The organism is Klebsiella sp. 141153, from assembly GCF_032601995.1.
In the GTDB taxonomy this organism is placed as follows: domain Bacteria; phylum Pseudomonadota; class Gammaproteobacteria; order Enterobacterales; family Enterobacteriaceae; genus Klebsiella; species Klebsiella aerogenes.
In genome coordinates, this window is sequence record NZ_JAQIRJ010000002.1 from 581,383 (window position 1) to 600,692 (window position 19,310).

Annotated in this window: 15 protein-coding genes, 1 tRNA gene and 2 other RNA genes; 9 read left to right on the forward strand and 9 right to left on the reverse strand. The window is 56.9% G+C overall.

Features of this window, described 5'->3' with window-relative positions:
* Window positions 1-31: 31 nt before the first annotated feature.
* Entirely contained in the window at window positions 32-670 is a 639-nt protein-coding gene (gene rutR / locus PGS10_RS05785) for an HTH-type transcriptional regulator RutR (protein WP_045396960.1), read from the forward strand.
* On the opposite strand, the gene PGS10_RS05790 is transcribed toward rutR, so the two are convergent.
* Both PGS10_RS05790 and putA read right to left on the reverse strand, forming a co-directional pair.
* Window positions 667-1,062, reverse strand: coding sequence for a lysozyme inhibitor LprI family protein (locus tag PGS10_RS05790; RefSeq protein ID WP_045396958.1), 396 nt, complete (start codon window positions 1,060-1,062; stop codon window positions 667-669). The two genes, rutR and PGS10_RS05790, sit on opposite strands and share 4 nt — an antisense overlap.
* Before the next feature lie 181 nt (window positions 1,063-1,243).
* Complete coding sequence (putA, locus tag PGS10_RS05795; RefSeq protein WP_316422556.1) at window positions 1,244-5,206, reverse strand: trifunctional transcriptional regulator/proline dehydrogenase/L-glutamate gamma-semialdehyde dehydrogenase; 3,963 nt, start codon at window positions 5,204-5,206, stop codon at window positions 1,244-1,246.
* Between the two features lie 422 nt (window positions 5,207-5,628).
* Here putA and putP point away from each other — a divergent pair, with 422 nt between their 5' ends.
* Window positions 5,629-7,137 carry a sodium/proline symporter PutP gene (gene putP / locus PGS10_RS05800; protein ID WP_045365591.1) on the forward strand — a complete coding sequence of 503 codons (1,509 nt, stop codon included), beginning with the start codon at window positions 5,629-5,631 and terminating at the stop codon, window positions 7,135-7,137.
* A gap of 96 nt (window positions 7,138-7,233) precedes the next feature.
* On the opposite strand, the gene PGS10_RS05805 is transcribed toward putP, so the two are convergent.
* Window positions 7,234-8,322: an AI-2E family transporter gene (locus PGS10_RS05805; RefSeq protein WP_072251571.1), complete on the reverse strand. Its 1,089-nt coding sequence runs from the start codon at window positions 8,320-8,322 to the stop codon at window positions 7,234-7,236.
* Window positions 8,323-8,563: 241 nt separating this feature from the next.
* Here PGS10_RS05805 and PGS10_RS05810 point away from each other — a divergent pair, with 241 nt between their 5' ends.
* A complete protein-coding gene (locus tag PGS10_RS05810) occupies window positions 8,564-8,998 on the forward strand; it encodes a DUF3574 domain-containing protein (RefSeq protein ID WP_047043559.1) in 435 nt (144 codons plus the stop codon).
* 33 nt (window positions 8,999-9,031) lie between these two features.
* Here the strand turns inward: PGS10_RS05810 and PGS10_RS05815 are convergent, their stop codons facing one another.
* Window positions 9,032-10,216 carry a NupC/NupG family nucleoside CNT transporter gene (locus PGS10_RS05815; protein ID WP_047043556.1) on the reverse strand — a complete coding sequence of 395 codons (1,185 nt, stop codon included), beginning with the start codon at window positions 10,214-10,216 and terminating at the stop codon, window positions 9,032-9,034.
* Between the two features lie 274 nt (window positions 10,217-10,490).
* Here PGS10_RS05815 and efeU point away from each other — a divergent pair, with 274 nt between their 5' ends.
* From efeU to PGS10_RS05840, 5 genes are all read left to right on the forward strand, one after another.
* Window positions 10,491-11,321 carry an iron uptake transporter permease EfeU gene (efeU, locus tag PGS10_RS05820; protein WP_047043553.1) on the forward strand — a complete coding sequence of 277 codons (831 nt, stop codon included), beginning with the start codon at window positions 10,491-10,493 and terminating at the stop codon, window positions 11,319-11,321.
* Window positions 11,322-11,374: 53 nt separating this feature from the next.
* Window positions 11,375-12,502, forward strand: a complete 1,128-nt coding sequence (efeO, locus tag PGS10_RS05825; protein ID WP_045396943.1) for an iron uptake system protein EfeO — start codon at window positions 11,375-11,377, stop codon at window positions 12,500-12,502.
* A gap of 4 nt (window positions 12,503-12,506) precedes the next feature.
* Window positions 12,507-13,790: an iron uptake transporter deferrochelatase/peroxidase subunit gene (gene efeB, locus PGS10_RS05830; protein WP_047050546.1), complete on the forward strand. Its 1,284-nt coding sequence runs from the start codon at window positions 12,507-12,509 to the stop codon at window positions 13,788-13,790.
* Window positions 13,791-14,300: 510 nt separating this feature from the next.
* Window positions 14,301-15,089: a phosphate starvation-inducible protein PhoH gene (phoH, locus tag PGS10_RS05835; protein ID WP_045396936.1), complete on the forward strand. Its 789-nt coding sequence runs from the start codon at window positions 14,301-14,303 to the stop codon at window positions 15,087-15,089.
* Window positions 15,090-15,101: 12 nt separating this feature from the next.
* Window positions 15,102-15,437: a hypothetical protein gene (locus tag PGS10_RS05840; RefSeq protein ID WP_213797464.1), complete on the forward strand. Its 336-nt coding sequence runs from the start codon at window positions 15,102-15,104 to the stop codon at window positions 15,435-15,437.
* A 356-nt stretch (window positions 15,438-15,793) separates the two neighbouring features.
* Here the strand turns inward: PGS10_RS05840 and PGS10_RS05845 are convergent.
* The 4 genes from PGS10_RS05845 to PGS10_RS05860 all read right to left on the reverse strand — a co-directional run bounded on the left by PGS10_RS05845 (window position 15,794) and on the right by PGS10_RS05860 (window position 17,767).
* Window positions 15,794-15,932: non-coding RNA, RtT sRNA (locus PGS10_RS05845), on the reverse strand.
* A 43-nt stretch (window positions 15,933-15,975) separates the two neighbouring features.
* Window positions 15,976-16,063, reverse strand: a tRNA-Ser gene (locus PGS10_RS05850).
* A 146-nt stretch (window positions 16,064-16,209) separates the two neighbouring features.
* Window positions 16,210-16,887: an isochorismatase family protein gene (locus PGS10_RS05855; RefSeq protein ID WP_063416365.1), complete on the reverse strand. Its 678-nt coding sequence runs from the start codon at window positions 16,885-16,887 to the stop codon at window positions 16,210-16,212.
* A gap of 19 nt (window positions 16,888-16,906) precedes the next feature.
* Window positions 16,907-17,767 carry a pirin family protein gene (locus PGS10_RS05860; RefSeq protein ID WP_316422557.1) on the reverse strand — a complete coding sequence of 287 codons (861 nt, stop codon included), beginning with the start codon at window positions 17,765-17,767 and terminating at the stop codon, window positions 16,907-16,909.
* A 115-nt stretch (window positions 17,768-17,882) separates the two neighbouring features.
* Here PGS10_RS05860 and PGS10_RS05865 point away from each other — a divergent pair, with 115 nt between their 5' ends.
* Window positions 17,883-18,788, forward strand: coding sequence for a LysR family transcriptional regulator (locus PGS10_RS05865; RefSeq protein ID WP_047046926.1), 906 nt, complete (start codon window positions 17,883-17,885; stop codon window positions 18,786-18,788).
* Window positions 18,789-19,158: 370 nt separating this feature from the next.
* Here the strand turns inward: PGS10_RS05865 and PGS10_RS05870 are convergent.
* A non-coding RNA gene (locus tag PGS10_RS05870) (RtT sRNA) lies at window positions 19,159-19,297 on the reverse strand.
* Window positions 19,298-19,310: the final 13 nt, after the last annotated feature.

A 19,310-nucleotide genomic window follows, 5' to 3' on the forward strand; every position in this document is an offset into this window, starting at 1 on the left:
TGCTGAAGACGACTACTGAAGGAGAAGACGTATGGCACAGGGCGCCGTGAAAAAAACCGGCAAGCGTTCACAGGCGGTGAGCGCCAAAAAAGAGGCCATTCTGGCCGCTGCGCTGGAGACCTTCTCGCAGTTCGGCATTCACGGTACGCGGCTGGAGCAGGTCGCTGAACTGGCCGGGGTATCGAAAACCAATTTACTCTATTACTACCCGTCAAAAGAGGCGCTGTACGTTGCCGTGCTGCAGCGGATCCTCGCCATCTGGCTGGCGCCGCTGCGGGCATTTCGCGAAGATATCAGCCCGCTGGTGGCGATCCGCGAGTATATTCGCCTCAAGCTTGAAGTATCGCGCGATCATCCTCAGGCCTCCAGACTGTTCTGTCTGGAGATGCTACAGGGGGCGCCGCTGCTCATGGGCGAACTGACCGGCGATCTGAAGGCGTTGATAGATGAAAAGTCGGCGATAATCTCGTCATGGATTGATAGCGGCAAGCTGGCGGCGGTCGATCCGCAGCACCTTATCTTTATGATCTGGGCGACGACGCAGCATTACGCCGATTTCGCCACTCAGGTGGAGGCGGTAACCGGCGCAACGCTGCAGGATGAGCAGTTTTTCCAGCAAACCGTGGATAACGTGCAGCGGATGATTATCGAAGGGATCCGCGTACGTTAATTAGCTGGCGGCAGCGGGCAGTTTTGGTCGCCGTCTTCGCACTGAAGCAGCGAGGCGAGGAAGGCTTCGCGCTCGACGCTCTTATCGGTCATGCACTGGCTTATCAGCATCGGTTGCATACTGCCGCCTTCCGCGCCGGAAGCGAGAAACGCGCAGTCGGCGTCACGCAGGGAAATCCACGCCTGCTGGGCTTTTTTCAGCAATTCAAGCTGTTTGCCGGAGGCGCGTTTCAGCGCCTGCTCCCAGGTCTCATTCAGCTTTTTATCGGCCGCCTGATATTGTGCCGCGGCGCACTGGTTCATTTCGGTTTGCGTGTTGGCGTTGCTGCAGTCATCCGCCCACGCCGCGCCGCTGGCTAATAGGGCAGCCACGGCAATTAAAGTGCGTTTCATCGTTCTACTCCCATAAAAAAAGCTCCCGTCCGGGAGCCTTAATTAAGCACAGCTAACGTCGGCTGTCATTAGTTGAACACGCCCTAGATTTCCCGGATGGCGGCGCATAGCGCCTTATCCGGGCAATCCTCTGGCAGTGTTATGTAGCCCCGGTAAGCGTAGCGCCACCGGGGAGCCCGTTTTAGCCGATGGTCATCAGGCTGGCGTTACCGCCTGCTGCGGCGGTGTTGACGCTCAATGAACGCTCGATATACAGGCGCTCCAGCAGCAGATTGGTTTCGCCGCGCGCAAAGCCCTGCACCGATACAATTGCCCCGTCGCGCGCCGCCACCTGCTCACACAGCTCGCGCAGCTGATCGGAATCACCATGATAAATGACCGCGTCGAAGGCCTGACTGGTCAACTGATCCGCTTTCGCAAAATGAATCCGCTCGCTGACCTCACGCGGCAGTTTCTTCGCCAGTTCGCGCTGCAGGGCGCTATCCGGCCACAGCACTTCACAACCAACCGCCATCGCCGCCGCCAGCTGAATCAGCGCGTCCTGCTCGTTATCCGCCACGCACAATACGCGCTCGCGCGGCATCAGCGTCAGGGTATTGCGCTCGCCGGTTGGTCCTGGCAGCAGGCGTTGGGTGCCGCTTTGCGCCAGATCGCTGTATTGCTGACACAGCGCCTGCAGTTCAGGACGGCCAGCCGCCCACTGCTGCAGCGCCTGCAGCGGTTTTTCCAGCAGCGTTTTCAACTGGGCGTCCAGCGGACGCTCCGCATCCTGGCGGGCGAAAGTGACGCCGACCGCGCCCTGCGGGCGACTGGACAGCAGACGATACAGGTACAGCGGGCCGCCGGCTTTCGGGCCGGTGCCCGATAACCCTTCGCCGCCGAACGGCTGTACGCCGACCACCGCGCCAACCATATTGCGGTTGACGTACAGGTTACCGACTTTCGCGCTGCCGGTGACCTGCGCAATGGTCTCGTCGATACGGGTATGCACGCCGAGGGTCAAGCCGTAGCCGGAGGCGTTAATCTGCTCAACCAGCTTATCCAGTTCGTTACGGTTATAGCGCACCACGTGCAGAACCGGGCCGAAGACCTCTTTTTTCAGTTCGTCGAAGCTCTCGAGTTCGATAAGCGTCGGCGCCACGAAAGTACCATGATTCCACTCGCGGGCATCTTCGCTATTTTCACGTACCGCCTGGAAGACATTGCGGCCTTTCGCGCGCAGCGCCTGAATATGGCGTTCGATATTCTCTTTGGCTTCCGCGTCGATTACCGGGCCGATATCGGTGGTCAGGCGACCCGGATTACCCATCCGGCATTCGCTCATCGCGCCGCGCAGCATGGTTAACGTATGGTCGGCGACTTCTTCCTGCAGGCAAAGCACGCGCAGGGCGGAACAGCGCTGGCCGGCGCTGTCGAAAGCCGAGGCCAGTACGTCGATCACCACCTGCTCGGTGAGCGCCGACGAGTCGACGATCATCGCGTTCATGCCGCCGGTTTCCGCGATAAGCGGTGTCGGACGGCCCTGCGCATCAAGGCGGTTAGCGATGTTGCGCTGCAGCAGCGTCGCTACTTCGGTCGAACCGGTAAACATTACGCCGCGAACGCGTTCGTCTGAGGTTAGCGCGGCGCCGACGGTTTCCCCGCGGCCCGGCAGCAGTTGAATCACGCCCGGCGGTACGCCGGCTTCCAGCAGAATCGCTACGCCTTGCGCGGCGATAAGCGGCGTCTGTTCGGCCGGTTTGGCCAGCACGCTGTTGCCTGCCGCCAGCGCCGCGGCAATCTGGCCGGTGAAGATCGCCAGCGGGAAGTTCCACGGGCTGATACAGACGACCGGGCCCAACGGGCGGTGGGTTTCATTATCGAAATCGTCACGCACCTGACCGGCATAATAGTGAAGGAAGTCGACCGCTTCGCGCACTTCAGCAATGGCGTTGCTGAAGGTTTTGCCAGCTTCGCGCACCAGGATCCCCATCAGGGTCGGCATCTGGCTTTCCATCAGTACGGCAGCGCGCTCAAGAATGGCGGCGCGTTCCTGCGGCGGAGTGGCGAACCAAATTGGCGCGTTATTGATAGCGCTGGTCAGCGCCTGCTGCACTTCGGCATCGCTGGCTTCGCGGACGTAGCCGACGATATCTTTCGGTTCCGCCGGGTTAATGACCGGCTGCATCTCGCCTTCTACCACCGGCTGGTCCAGCATCGGTAGCGCCTGCCATTTATGCAGCGCGCTGTTAAGCAACGAAGAGGAGAGGGAGGCCAGTCGGTGTTCGTTAGCCAGATCCAGACCGGCGGAGTTGCTGCGGCCGTTACCGTAGAGATCGCGCGGCAGCGGAATTTTCGGATGCGGCAGGCCGGCCTGGCCTTCCTGCTGCGCCAGTTTTTCGACCGCGCTGACCGGATCGGCCACCAGTTCGTCCAGCGGCAGGGTATTATCCGCGATACGGTTAACGAAGGAGGTATTGGCGCCGTTTTCCAACAAACGACGCACCAGATACGCCAGCAGCGTTTCATGGGTACCGACCGGCGCGTAGATACGACACGGACGGTTTAGTTTGCCGTCGGCGACTTTGCCCACGACCTGCTCATACAGCGGTTCGCCCATGCCGTGCAGGCACTGGAACTCGTACTGGCCAGGATAGTAGTTTTGCCCCGCCAACTGGTAGATAGCCGCCAGCGTATGGGCGTTATGGGTGGCAAACTGCGGATAAATCAGGTTCGGTACCGCCAGCAGCTTCTTGGCGCAGGCGAGATACGAAACGTCGGTGTAGACCTTACGGGTATAAACCGGATAGCCTTCGAGGCCTTCCATCTGCGCGCGTTTGATTTCGCTATCCCAATAGGCGCCTTTCACCAGGCGAATCATCAGGCGACGGCGGCTGCGGGTCGCCATGTCGATCAGCGAATCAATCACAAACGGGCAGCGTTTCTGATAGGCCTGAATAACAAAGCCGATACCGTTCCAGCCGGCCAGCTCCGGTTCGAAGCATAGTTTTTCCAGCAGGTCGAGGGAGATCTCCAGGCGGTCGGCCTCTTCGGCATCGATGTTAATGCCGATGTCGTACTGGCGCGCCAGCAGCGTCAGCGATTTAAGGCGCGGATAGAGCTCTTCCATGACCCGGTCATACTGCGCGCGGCTGTAGCGCGGGTGCAGCGCGGAAAGTTTAATTGAGATCCCCGGCCCTTCATAAATGCCGCGGCCGTTGGAAGCTTTACCGATGGCGTGGATCGCCTGCTGATAAGAGACCATATAGGCCTGCGCATCGGCGGCGGTCAGCGCGGCTTCGCCGAGCATATCGTAGGAGTAACGGAACCCTTTCTCTTCCAGCTTGCGGGCGTTGGCCAGCGCTTCGGCGATGGTTTCGCCAGTGACGAACTGCTCGCCCATCAGGCGCATCGCCATATCCACGCCTTTGCGGATCAGCGGTTCGCCGCTCTTGCCAATAATGCGGTTCAGCGAGCGGGAGAGGCTGGTCTCATTATGCGTCGACACCAGTTTCCCGGTAAACAACAGCCCCCAGGTGGCGGCGTTAACGAACAGCGACGGGCTGCGGCCGATATGCGATTGCCAGTTGCCGTTGCTGATTTTGTCGCGGATTAGCGCATCGCGGGTGGCTTTATCTGGAATGCGCAGCAGCGCTTCGGCCAGGCACATCAGCGCCACGCCTTCCTGCGAGGAAAGCGAGAACTCCTGCAGCAGGCTCTGCACCATGCCGGCGCGGCCGCTGGCGGTTTTCTGGTTGCGCAGCTTTTCCGCCAGCTGGTAGGCCAGCTTGTGCGCCTGTTCGCCTAACGGCTGCGGCAGACGGGCCTGCTCCAGCAACATCGGTACCGCATCGGTTTCCGGGCGTCGCCAGGCCGCAGTGATCGCCGCGCGGCTGACCGATTGCGGCAGAATTTGTTCGGCGAACTCAAGGAACGGCTGATACGGCTCGTCCGCCGGAGTGCCTGCTTCATCGCTTTCATTGGCGGCGCCGGAAAGGAGCGCCGGCAGTTCCGGTAGCGTCTCGTCGTTTTCCAGCTTTTCCAGATAGTTGAAGATGGCTTGCTTAATCAGCCAGTGCGGCGTGCGGTCAATACGGCTCGCGGCGGACTTAATGCGTTCGCGCGTGGCGTCGTCAAGTTTTACACCCATGGTGGTGGTGCCCATTGCGGGAACTCCTGTTAGCTATGTAATGCCCTTTTATTGGTTGCGTAGAAATATCACCCATGTTGCAACTTTGTGCAACCTTGTTAATTGTGACCTGGCTAGCAAGCTGAGAAATGAATGAATTGTTAATAGCCTTGATAAGATTTTCCAATAAATAGCCTCATTCAAATAACGTATTTATCTGCGTTGCTTAACAGTTTTTTCAGGTGCAACCCGTAAAAACGTGAGGGAGTGCAACCTATAGAAAATTGCTATTTTTCCTGAGACAACTTTCGTGTAAATGCTGTGTTAAATCGTTTGTGAAATACCGACGCATCCGTCAGGATACGCTCGCCCAATACAACCAATACGCCATTACCCCGTTCCGGTAGTGGATAAAACGACAAAGTTGGACGTTGTCGAAATAAATTCTGGAGATTTGCATGGCTATTAGCACACCCATGTTGGTGACGTTTATTGTTTATATTTTTGGCATGGTACTGATAGGTTTTATTGCCTGGCGCTCAACCAAGAACTTTGACGATTATATTCTCGGCGGCCGCAGTCTTGGCCCATTTGTGACCGCGCTCTCTGCCGGTGCATCAGATATGAGCGGCTGGCTGCTGATGGGGTTACCGGGGGCGATTTTTCTCTCCGGAATTTCCGAAAGCTGGATCGCCATCGGCCTGACCCTGGGGGCGTGGATTAACTGGAAACTGGTGGCCGGGCGCCTGCGCGTGCATACCGAAGTCAACAACAACGCCCTGACTCTGCCGGACTATTTTACCGGCCGCTTCGAAGATAAAAGCCGCGTGCTGCGTATTATCTCCGCGCTGGTTATCTTACTGTTCTTCACTATTTATTGTGCTTCCGGGATTGTTGCCGGCGCGCGTCTGTTCGAAAGCACCTTCGGTATGAGCTATGAAACCGCGCTGTGGGCCGGTGCCGCCGCGACAATCATCTATACCTTCGTGGGCGGTTTCCTGGCGGTAAGCTGGACCGATACCGTGCAGGCCAGCCTGATGATCTTCGCGCTGATTTTGACGCCGGTGATGGTGATTATCTCGGTCGGCGGTTTCGGCGATTCGCTGGAAGTGATTAAGCAAAAAAGCATCGAAAATATCGACATGCTCAAGGGACTGAACTTCGTGGCGATTATTTCGCTGATGGGTTGGGGTCTCGGTTATTTCGGCCAGCCGCATATTCTGGCGCGCTTTATGGCGGCGGATTCTCACCACAGCATTGTTCATGCGCGTCGTATTAGTATGACCTGGATGATCCTCTGTCTGGCGGGCGCGGTATCGGTCGGTTTCTTCGGTATCGCCTACTTTAATAACAACCCGAGCCTGGCGGGCGCGGTTAATCAGAACGCCGAACGGGTATTTATCGAACTGGCGCAAATCCTGTTTAACCCGTGGATTGCCGGGATCCTGCTGTCGGCCATTCTGGCGGCGGTCATGTCGACCCTGAGCTGCCAGCTGCTGGTCTGCTCCAGCGCGATTACCGAAGATCTGTATAAAGCCTTCCTGCGTAAAAACGCCGGTCAGAAAGAGTTGGTCTGGATCGGCCGCTTCATGGTGCTGGTGGTAGCGCTGATTGCGATTGCGCTGGCCGCTAACCCGGAAAACCGCGTACTGGGTCTGGTCAGCTACGCATGGGCAGGCTTCGGCGCCGCATTTGGCCCGGTGGTGCTGTTCTCGGTGATGTGGTCGCGTATGACTCGTAACGGCGCGCTGGCCGGGATGATTATTGGCGCGGTTACGGTTATCGTCTGGAAACAGTTCGGCTGGTTGGGACTGTATGAAATCATCCCTGGCTTCCTGTTCGGCAGTATCGGGATTGTGGTCTTCAGCCTGCTGGGCAAAGCGCCATCGGCGGCCATGCAGCAGCGTTTTGCCGAAGCGGACGCGCATTACCATTCTGCGCCGCCGGTACGCGCTACCGCTGAATAAAAGTAGCGAGCACCAGAAACCGCAACGGCTCCCATCAGGGAGCCGTTTTTTTTGCCGCCTGTACGGCCCGGCGGAAAGCTGCTGGCGGTCAGGCGGTTACTTCGCCGCGCCTTCGTTTACCCAGTTCATGAAGATCAGATACCCGATGGAGAGCAGAGTGGCGCCAATAAACATCCCGAGAATGCCATCGGTGGCCATGCCGCCCAACGCGCCGAGCAGAACGATCGGCATCGGCGCGTCTACGCCGCGCCCCAGCATTAGCGGTTTGAGGACGTTATCGACCATCCCGGCGACAATCAGCAGGACGGTAAACACGATATTCACCGCGGTGCCGTGGTCGCCGGTCATCCACATAATGGCAATCGCCGGGGCGGTGACCAGTATCACCGGGATTTGCGCGATACCGAGCACCAGCGCCAGCACGAAGAAGATACCGGCGGCCGGGATCCCCGCCAATGCAATGATAATTCCCGTCAGCAAGGCCTGAATCAGCGCCACGCCGATCACCCCCTGCGCGACGGCGCGGATGGTGCCGGTGCACAGGCGGCTCAGGGCAACACCTTTAGTTTCGTCGGTGATACGAACGGCGATACGTTTAGCGCTGTTGGCGCCTGCCGCACCCCAGGTCATGATGGCGCCGGCGACAATAAAGGAGAGGACAAAGCCCAGCAGCCCGCCGCCCATACTTGCCAGCACGCCGAGCACCAGTTTCGCCGCCTCGCCAATTTGCGTGTGATAACTGCTCAGTACCGCCGGCAGGTCCGCCGAGGCCTTCAGCCAGAACGCATACAGCTTACCGCCGACGAGGGGAATAGAGGCGACGTTGGCCGAAGGGGGCGGCAGCGTTAGATCGCTGCCGCTGACCTTATCAATCAGGCTACCGGCGCTTTCGCCAAGCGAGGTCACCATGAAAATGGTCGGGATGACGATAATCAGCAGGCCGAATAATACCAATATGGTTGATGCCAGCCCCTGTCGCCCGCCGATACGTCGCGCGATGTGTTGATGTAAAGGGTAGAGGGTGACGGCCAGGATCAGCGCCCATAGCATCATGTTCAGGAACGGCGAGAAGACGGTAAAGCAGAAGGAGGCCAGCGCCAGTATCAAGCCGAACTTAATAAACATATCGAGAAAGCGGGTGACAATTCTTTTCTCAATATTAGCTAACTCATTATTTTCTATCATGAATTATTCCAGTTGTTATTTTACGCGGCCGCCAGGCCAGTTAAAAACGCTCAACTATAGAGAAGTCTTTGAAATAAAAAACGCAGGAAATAATTTAAAAAAGAATTTCGCCCAGACTGTGTTTATCAGTGTAGAACAAAAGAAAATACGCCGTATCGCCAGAGAGTAATGTTCGCGCCTCTCTTGCTAATTCACTGAAAATACGCTGATATCTGGGTACAAAAAACAATGAGGATAGCAAATGAAATTACCCCAGGCCGCCGCGGCGCTGATCGTTGCCGCACTGTTGACAGGATGCGTGGCGCCATCCGAGAAAAGCGCCGTGCGCGTTGATAATAACGCCTGTCCGGCGGACAACGCGATGGTGCAAACCACCCTTTATTTCGGCCTTAGCCGGCCAGCGGGGAAAGATATTACCGCCCAGGAGTGGCAGCAGTTTGTCGACCGCGATGTGACGCCGCGTTTTCGCGATGGCTTGACGGTTTTTGATGCCCGCGGCCAGTGGTTAGGTAACAATGGCGCAGTGGCCCGCGAGTCCAGCAAGGCGCTGATGCTGATTCACAGCAATGATGCGAAAAGTGAGCAGGGGATTGAAGCGCTGCGTAATACGTATAAGACGCGATTCGCCCAGGAGTCCGTTATGCGCGTTGATCAGCCGGTGTGCGTACATTTCTGACGAACAGGGCGGGGAGAGCCCCCGCCCGACGAGTTACAGCACCAGCCCGGCAAAACTGGCGGACAGCAGGCTAACCAGCGTCGCGCCATAGACCAGACGCAGGCCGAAGCGGGAAACGGTGTTGCCCTGTTGCTCGTTAAGCCCTTTAATCGCCCCGGCAATGATGCCAATGGAGGCGAAGTTGGCGAACGAGACGAGAAACACGGAAAGGATCCCTAGCCCGCGCGGCGTCATGCTGGCGGCAATTTTCTGCAGCTCGATCATCGCCACGAATTCGTTAGCGACCAGCTTGGTGGCCATAATACTCCCGGCATTTAGCGCGTCGCTTAATGGAATACCCACCAGCCACGCCAGCGGATAAAAGACGTAACCGAGGATTTGCTGGAAGCTTAGGCCGAAAACGGTCGCAAATAACGCATTAACGGCGCTAATCAGGGCGATAAAGCCGATTAGCATCGCCAGAATAATCATCGCCACCTTAAAGCCCGCCAGGATATATTCGCCCAGCATTTCAAAGAAACTCTGCGATTCATGCATCTTTTCAAGCTTTATTTCAGCTTCGCTGCCGGGGCGCGTAGGGTTAATAATCGACAGCACAATAAAGGTGCTGAACATATTAAGAATCAACGCCGCCACCACGTATTTCGCATCAAGCATGGTCATATAGGCGCCGACGATCGACAGCGATACCGTTGACATGGCGGTCGCCGCCATCGTGAACAGGCGACGCGGAGAGAGGTCCCCGAGTACGCCTTTGTAAGCAATAAAGTTTTCCGACTGGCCGAGGATCAGCGAGCTGACGGCATTGAATGATTCCAGCTTGCCCATGCCGTTCACCTTCGACAGCAGGGTGCCGATCAGACGAATAAAGATCGGCAGAATACGCCAGTGTTGCAGAATACCTATCAGCGCGGAAATAAAGACGATTGGACACAGTACGCCGAGGAAAATAAAGGCCAGCCCTTTTTCACCCATCCCGCCAAATACGAAGTTGGTCCCTTCAGCGGCGAACCCGAGTAACGAAGCAAAAAAGCCTGAAATATTTTTCACTACCCATAACCCGCTTTCGGCGTGAAGGAAAAAGAAAGCCAGGGCGATTTCAATAATAATTAACTGCAGAATGTAGCGAATGCGGATTTTTTGACGGTCATAGCTGGCAAGCCAGGCGAGGGCGAGAATAACCGCCAGCGCCAGCAGGAAGTGCAAAATTTGAGTCATGTTATTTATTTCGCAGATAAATCAGGACCGCCATTTAGCCACAGCGCTACGGTCCGGTAAATATGCGACATAAAAAATCATGCTATTTGCCATTTTAATGCTTAGCTGGTGAGATATTTTCGTAAGTGACTATTTTGTAGCGATTAATTTACAGCTTGTCATCATTCCCTGAACATTTCGCTTGTGTTTCTCATTGTTGTAATGATAATCACTATCATAAATATTTACCTATCTTTGCATCCGTTGACGGCGGTTCACATTTAAGGGTTTCGGCATGTTTGTTCCATTTCTCATCATGTTACGCGAAGGGCTGGAAGCCGCGCTGATTGTCAGCCTGATTGCCAGCTATTTAAAACGAACCCAGCGCGGCAGCTGGATCGGCGTCATGTGGATTGGCGTATTCCTCGCGGCGGCGCTCTGTCTCGGGTTGGGGATTTTTATCAACGAGACCACCGGAGAATTTCCGCAGCGCGAGCAGGAACTGTTTGAAGGCATCGTGGCGGTGATAGCGGTATTTATCCTCACCTGGATGGTGTTCTGGATGCGTAAAGTGTCGCGCAACGTCAAACAACAGCTGGAGCAGGCGGTGGATAACGCGCTGCAGCGCGGGAATAACCACGGCTGGGCGCTGGTGATGATGGTGTTTTTTGCGGTTGCCCGCGAAGGCCTGGAGTCGGTCTTTTTCCTGCTGGCAGCATTCCAGCAGGATGTGGGCATCTGGCCGCCGCTGGGGGCGATGCTCGGGCTGGCGACGGCGGTAGTATTAGGTTTCCTGCTTTACTGGGGCGGTATCCGTCTTAATCTCGGCGTGTTCTTCAAATGGACCAGTCTGTTTATCCTGCTGGTGGCGGCTGGTCTGGCCGCCGGGGCGATTCGCGCCTTCCACGAGGCGGGATTGTGGAATTACTTCCAGAATGTCGCCTTTGACCTTAGCAACGTGGTATCGACGCATACGCTGTTCGGCACGCTGCTGGAAGGCATCTTTGGTTATCAGGAGACGCCCACCGTCAGTGAAGTGGCGGTTTATCTCCTCTATTTGATCCCGGCGCTGGTGTGCTTTGCCTTGCCGCCGGGCAGCAAAACGACAGCATCGCGAGCCGCGTAATTCAGGCGCCGCTGATTAATATAGTTACAACATACTTTTCGAAAGGGATGGTCATGATAATTCATTTTCGCCGTACTGCGCTGCAGTTAACCGTCGCCGCGCTGTTTAGTTCCGCCTTTTACGCTCAGGCTGCGGATATCCCGCAGGTGAAGGTCACCGTCAACGACAAGCAGTGCGAGCCGATGCAGGTAACGGTGAAGGCGGGTAAAACCCAGTTCATCATTCAGAACCACAGCCAGAAAGCGCTGGAGTGGGAGATCCTGAAAGGGGTAATGGTGGTCGAGGAGCGGGAAAACATCGCGCCAGGATTCACGCAAAAATTGACGGCTAACCTGCAGCCGGGCGAATACGATATGACCTGTGGCCTGCTGACTAACCCGAAAGGTAAGCTGATTGTCACCGGTGAAACCAGCAAAGATGCGGCGAAAGCCGATGCGGTGCTGAGTCTTGGCGAGGCGATTACTGCCTATAAAGCCTACGTTACCGCGGAGACCGCGCAGCTGGTTAGCGGCACTAAAGCCTTTACCGATGCCGTAAAAGCCGGTGATATCGAGAAAGCGAAGGCGCTGTATGCCCCGACCCGTCAGCACTACGAGCGCATCGAACCGATTGCCGAACTGTTCTCCGACCTCGACGGCAGCATTGACGCCCGTGAAGATGATTTCGAGAAAAAAGCCGAAGACCCGAAATTTACCGGCTTCCACCGTCTGGAAAAAGCGCTGTTTGGCGATAACAGCGTGAAGGGAATGGAAAACTATGCCGAACAGTTGAACAGCGATGTGCTGGAACTGCAAAAACGCATTAGCGAGCTGGCCTTCCCACCGTCGAAAGTGGTAGGCGGCGCGGCGGGGCTGATTGAAGAAGTGGCGGCCAGCAAAATTAGCGGCGAAGAAGATCGTTACAGCCATACCGACCTGTGGGACTTCCAGGCCAATATCGACGGCGCACAGAAAATCGTCGACCTGCTGCGCCCGCAGCTGCAAAAGGATAATAGCGCGCTGCTGGCCAAAGTTGACGCCAACTTCAAAAAAGTTGATGCCATCCTTGCTAAATACCGCACGAAAGACGGTTTCGAGACCTATGACAAGCTCACCACCGCTGACCGTAATGCGCTGAAAGGGCCGATCACGACGCTGGCAGAAGATCTGGCTCAACTGCGTGGAATTTTGGGCCTGGATTAATTCGATGACACAACAGAAACCACGCGACGTGAATGAACCGTCACGTCGCCGCTTACTGAAGGGGATCGGCGCGCTTGGCGGCGCGCTGGCCATCAGCGGCGGTTGCCCGATGGCGCAGGCGGCGAAAGCGGAAAGCTCCCCCGGCACGCTCGCACCCGATGCGCGTCAGGAAAAACAGCCATTTTATGGCCCGCATCAGGCGGGCATACTGACGCCGCAGCAGGCCTCGATGATGCTGGTGGCGTTTGATGTACTGGCGGCGGATAAAGCCGACCTCGAACGCCTGTTCCGCTTGCTGACCCAGCGGATCGCCTTTTTAACCGCAGGCGGTCCGGCGCCGGATACCCCGAATCCCCGATTGCCGCCGATGGATTCCGGGATTTTAGGGCCGTGGATTGCGCCGGATAACCTGACTATCACCGTCTCCGTCGGCCATTCGCTGTTCGATGAGCGCTTTGGCTTAGCGGATAAAGCGCCAAAAAAACTGCAGGCAATGACGCGTTTCCCGAATGATTCGCTGGATGCCGCACTGTGCCATGGCGATTTACTACTGCAGATTTGCGCCAATACCCAGGATACGGTCATTCACGCGCTACGTGACATTATCAAACACACGCCCGATCTACTGAGCGTGCGCTGGAAGCGGGAAGGGTTTATCTCTGATAGCGCGGCCCGTAGCAAAGGCAAAGAGACGCCAATTAACCTGCTGGGCTTTAAAGACGGTACCGCTAATCCGTCGAGCCAGGATAAAGCGCTAATGGATAACGTGGTGTGGGTTACTGCCGACCAGGGCGAACCGGCCTGGGCGATCGGCGGTAGTTATCAGGCTGCGCGTATCATTCAGTTCCACGTTGAGTTCTGGGATCGTACGCCGCTGAAAGAGCAGCAGACGATTTTTGGCCGCGATAAACATTCTGGCGCGCCGTTGGGGATGAAGCATGAACATGATGTTCCGGACTACAGTCGCGATCCGAACGGTGAAGTGATTGCCCTTGATAGCCATATTCGTCTTGCGAACCCGCGTACGCCGGAAACTCAGTCCAGCCTGATGATGCGCCGCGGTTACAGCTATTCGTTAGGCGTCACCAACTCAGGGCAACTGGATATGGGGTTATTGTTTGTCTGCTATCAGCACGATTTGGAAAAGGGATTCCTGACGGTGCAGAAACGGCTGAACGGCGAGGCCCTGGAGGAGTACGTTAAACCTATTGGCGGCGGATACTTCTTTGTGTTGCCCGGCGTGATGAATGACCAGCATTATCTTGGACAATCGCTGTTACAAGCCTGATAGGCGTCCTGCCGGCGAAGGCAGGGCGTTTTCTGCTGTTTTTCTCGGATTCAATATATTTCCTGCCATGTGTTATATTTCTGTAATACAAATGACGGATAGTTTTCTACAATGATTTTAGAAATCATTGTTGCGTCAATGTAAAAAATAAGTTGCATTAAGAATAATTTTTGATGTACTTATTACATACGCGGTAGTTCCCGGCAGTGATGTCGCTCACTATGGAGATCGCGAATGGTAAGGTCCTGTAGCGGACAACGTAAAACCACATACCGTACTTTCCAGCACGGGGGCCCAGCTTCCGGCAGCGATTTTCACTCTGTAACCCCAATTTCTTCCACTACTAATCAGGCTAACTCTGGCAGGGTACGCGGTGCGCGTAGCCGCGACTCGTTGTCCATTCAACCGGCAAGCAATGGCTTACAAGGAAGCCAAACCTCAATCGTTCGTGCGCATAATCGCGTTGCTCTTGACGCGCGTGATGTAAACCAACAACGCAAGGTGCTATCCATGGGAAGACAAAAAGCAGTGATCAAAGCTCGTCGTGAGGCAAAACGTGTGCTGAGACGGGATTCGCGTAGCCATAAACAACGTGAAGAAGAATCGGTCACATCGCTTGTGCAAATGAGTGGCGTAGAAGCAATCGGGATGGCGCGGGATAGCCGCGATCTTTCACCGATTGAGGCGCGTAATGAAGCTCAGGCGCATTATTTGAATGCCATCGACAATAAACAGCTGATTTTCGCCACCGGCGAAGCCGGGTGCGGGAAGACCTGGATCAGCGCGGCTAAAGCAGCTGAAGCCCTGATCCATAAGGATGTGGACAGAATTATTGTTACCCGTCCCGTTCTGCAGGCCGACGAAGATCTCGGCTTCTTACCGGGAGATATCGCCGAAAAATTCGCTCCCTATTTCCGACCGGTATATGACGTGCTGGTGAAGAGGTTGGGCGCTTCCTTTATGCAATATTGCCTGCGCCCGGAAATCGGCAAGGTAGAAATCGCACCGTTCGCCTATATGCGCGGACGCACCTTTGAAAACGCGGTGGTGATTCTGGACGAGGCCCAGAACGTGACCGCGGCGCAAATGAAGATGTTTTTAACCCGCCTCGGGGAGAACGTCACTGTGATCGTCAACGGCGATATTACCCAGTGTGATTTGCCCTCTGGCGTAAAATCGGGTCTGAGCGATGCATTGTCGCGTTTTGAAGAAGACGAGATGATTGGCATTGTGCGCTTTACCACCGATGACTGCGTGCGTTCAACGCTTTGCCAGCGAACGTTGAAAGCCTATTACTAAACGCTAGTGAGTGTGCAAAGCCCGGGATATCCCGGGCTTTGTTGTTTTTGCAGCATTTTCCCGGCGGCGCTGCGCCTGGACTGGCTACTGATGGTGCGGCCTTCGGGATTCCCGGCGGCGCTGCGCCTGGCCGGGCTACTGGTGGTGCGGGCTGTGGGGTTTCCCGGCGGCGCTGCGCCTGGACGGGCTACTGTGGTGGGGCCTGTGGGATTTCCCGGCGGCGCTGCGCCTGGACTGGCTACTGATGGTGCGGCCTTCGGGATTCCCGGCGGTGCTGCGCCTGGCCGGGCTACTGGTGGTGCGGGCTGTGGGGTTTCCCGGCGGCGCTGCGCCTGGACGGGCTACTGATGGTGGGGCCTGTGGGATTCCCGGCGGCGCTGCGCTTGGCCGGGCTACTGGTTGGTGGTGCGGCCTGTGGGATGGGTAGCCCGGGCGAGGCATTTATGCCGACCCCGGGAAGGGCGGCGGTGCCACATGCGAAAAAAGAGCCCGTACTTTCGTACGAGCTCTCATCTCGAATATGGCGGTGAGGGGGGGATTGACTCGCTTCGCTCGCCCCTGCGGGGCAGCCCGCTTACTGCGTGCGCGGTCTGTCCAACTGGCTGCGCCAGTTGTCGAACCCCGGTCGGGGGTTCTCGTCCCCCCCCAACGGAGAATATAAAAGAAAAGAGCCCGTACTTTCGTACGAGCTCTCATCTCGAATATGGCGGTGAGGGGGGGATTGACTCGCTTTGCTCGCCCCTGCGGGGCAGCCCGCTTACTGCGTTCGCGGTCTGTCCAACTGGCTGCGCCAGTTGTCGAACCCCGGTCGGGGGTTCTCATCCCCCCCAACGGAGAATATAAAAGAAAAGAGCCCATACTTTCGTACGAGCTCTCATCTCGAATATGGCGGTGAGGGGGGGATTCGAACCCCCGATACGTTGCCGTATACACACTTTCCAGGCGTGCTCCTTCAGCCACTCGGACACCTCACCATATTGTCTTGCTGCTCACCTTGGGTGGGCAACGGGGCGCTACTATAGGGAGTTGCGCTAAAACGGTCAAGCATATTTTTTTCTTTCTTTACCGTTCGGTTAAGCAATGAACACTGCCCCGTCTATTCATCGACGGGGCAGCTATTTTAACGCTGGGAATCCAGCTTTTCGTTGTTCTTCACGACATCCTGCGCCTTGCTGTAGCTTTCAATCAGCAACTGGTACGCCGGGAAGACTTTGGTATACACCTCAGCCCACTCGGCGGCATCCGGACGGTTCCAGGTGCGCTGCAGTTCAGAGGCTACCGCGGCGGTATCCATTGGCACTACACCGGCCTGGACTACGCGGGCCAGGGTGATCTCCTGCGCCATTTTGCTATAGGTACCCGAGGCGTCGATAACGGCAAACACCTTATAACCGTCGGCGACGGCGGCAATCGCCGGGAAAGCCATGCAGACGCTGGTAATGGTACCGGCGATGATTAAGGTTTTGCGCCCGGTCGCTCCCACCGCGGCGACAAACTCCGGGTTGTCCCAGGCGTTGATTTCACCTTTACGCGCAATATATTTCGCATGCGGCGCGTTCTCATGAATTTCCGGAATCAACGGGCCGTTCGGGCCTTGCGGTACGGAAGCGGTGGTGATCACCGGGATCCCGGCAAGGGATGCCATTTTCGCCAGCGCGGCGGCGCGAGCGCGCAGTTCTGGCATCGGCATATCGCCAACGGTCTGGAACAGGCCGCTTTGGTGGTCAATCAACAGCATCGCGGTATCGTTAACATCAATCACCGGACGAGAACCGTTAAAGTTAGCTGGAGTAGACATATTCTTCACCTCAATTTTGTTAGATTTGGCCAAAACGGCCGCTGTTAAAATCGCGAATTGCCTCGGCAATTTGCGTTTTGGTATTCATCACAAACGGGCCGTAGCCCACGATCGGCTCCTGCAGCGGCTCGCCGGCCATCAGCAGAACTTTCGCGTCGGAGCCCGCTTCCAGATGGAAGGCTTCGCCTTTCTGGCTCAGCACCACCAGCTGTCCTTCCCGGGCGTTTTCCGTACCGTTAACGGTGACTTCACCTTCCAGTACGACCAACGCGGTGCTCCAGCCTTCCGGCTGACGCAATGTCACATCGTGACTTTGTTTGAGCTGCATATCCCACACGTTTAACGGTGAGAATGTGTGCGCTGGGCCGGCAACATCGCCGTAACGCCCGGCAATCACTCTGACGGTCCCGGCATCGTCTTCCAGCGTCGCTTGCGGAATGACGTCTGCGGTAATGCTCTGATAGCCCGGAGTCGTCATTTTGTCTTTCGCCGGCAGATTGACCCACAGCTGCATCATTTTCAGTTCACCGCCGGAGCGGGTGAACGCTTCGGAGTGGAACTCTTCATGCAGTATCCCGGCGCCAGCCGTCATCCACTGCACGTCGCCTGGGCCGATAACGCCGCCTCTGCCGGTTGAGTCGCGATGCTCTACTTCGCCGGAGTAGACAATGGTGACGGTTTCGAATCCGCGATGCGGATGCTCGCCGACGCCGCGTTTACCGTTTCCCGCCGGAAAAGTGTGCGGGCCGGCGTAGTCGAGCAGTAAGAACGGGCTCAGTTGTTCGCCGTGGGTCTGGTAAGAAAACATTGAGCGAACCGGGAAACCGTCGCCCACCCAGTGCTGCGAAGGGGCGGTGTAAACGCCAGTAATCTGTTTCATGGTTATCTCCTGCATGTCTGTATCTGATGTGAATAAGCTTATATCTGGAGCTAATATTCCGGTAGATAGCGAAAATGACCTATACTGTTCTAAAAATGGAACGATGGAGAGAAGGATGCATGACCTCAACGATCTGGCCTGGTTTGTTCAGGTGGTAGACCATGGCGGTTTTGCCGCTGCCGGTCGGGCGCTCGACCAGCCTAAATCCAAACTCAGCCGCCGCATTGCGCAACTGGAAGAACGCCTGGGCGTGCGCCTGATTCAACGAACCACCCGACAGTTCGCCGTAACGGAAGTCGGCCAAACCTTCTATCAACACTGCAAGGCGATGTTGATAGAAGCCGAAGCGGCGCATCAGGCGGTAGAAACGCTGCAGTCTGAACCGCGCGGCAGCGTTAAGCTCACCTGTCCGGTAACCCTGTTGCATGCCCATGTTGGCCCGATGCTGGCGCGCTTTATGGTGCGATACCCAGGGGTGACGCTACATCTTGAAGCCACTAACCGGCGGGTGGACGTGGTGGGCGAGGGGGTTGATGTGGCCATCCGCGTGCGGCCAAGGCCATTTGAAGATAGCGACCTGGTCATGCGGGTGTTGGCCGATCGCGGCCATCGCCTGGTGGCGAGTCCGGCGCTGATCGCTAGGCTTGGGCGCCCACAGGCGCCGGCGGAATTGAGTACCTGGCCGGGGCTAAGTATTGGCGCCGGAAAACATCAGCATAAATGGCAATTGACCGGCCCGGAGGGGGCGCGAGCCGAGGTTTATTTCACCCCGCGAATGGTGACCAGCGATATGCTGGCGCTGCGCGAGGCGGCTATGGCGGGCGTTGGCGTGGTACAGCTTCCTTTATTAATGGTGCGCGATCAGCTGGCATCAGGGGAGCTTGAAATCGTGCTTGATGAGTGGCAACCGCGACGGGAAGTCATTCACGCGGTGTTTGCCTCGCGGCGCGGTTTATTACCTTCCGTCAGAGCGTTGGTGGATTATCTCAGCGAAGAGTATCAGCGCATGGAAGAGGATTAGCTTAGACTCTTTTCCCCGGCGGCGCTGCGCCTGGACGGGCTACTGGTGGTGCGGCCTGTGGGATTCCCGACGGCGCTGCGCCTGGACGGGCTACTGGTGGCGGGGCCTGCGGGATTCCCGGCGACGCTGCGCCTGGTCTGGCTACTGGTGGTGCGGCCTGCGGGATTCCCGGCGACGCTGCGCCTGGACGGGCTACTGGTGGTGCGGCTGTGGGATTCCCGGCGGCGCTGCGCTTGGCCGGGCTACTGGCTGGTGGTGCGGCCTTTGGGATGGGTAGCCCGGGCGAGGCATTTATGCCGACCCCGGGAAGGGCGGCGGTGCCACATGCGAAAAAAAGCCCGTACTTTCGTACGAGCTCTCATCTCGAATATGGCGGTGAGGGGGGGATTGACTCGCTTCGCTCGCCCCTGCGGGGCAGCCCGCTTACTGCGTTCGCGGTCTGTCCAACTGGCTGCGCCAGTTGTCGAACCCCGGTCGGGGGTTCTCATCCCCCCCAACGGAGAATATAAAAGAAAAGAGCCC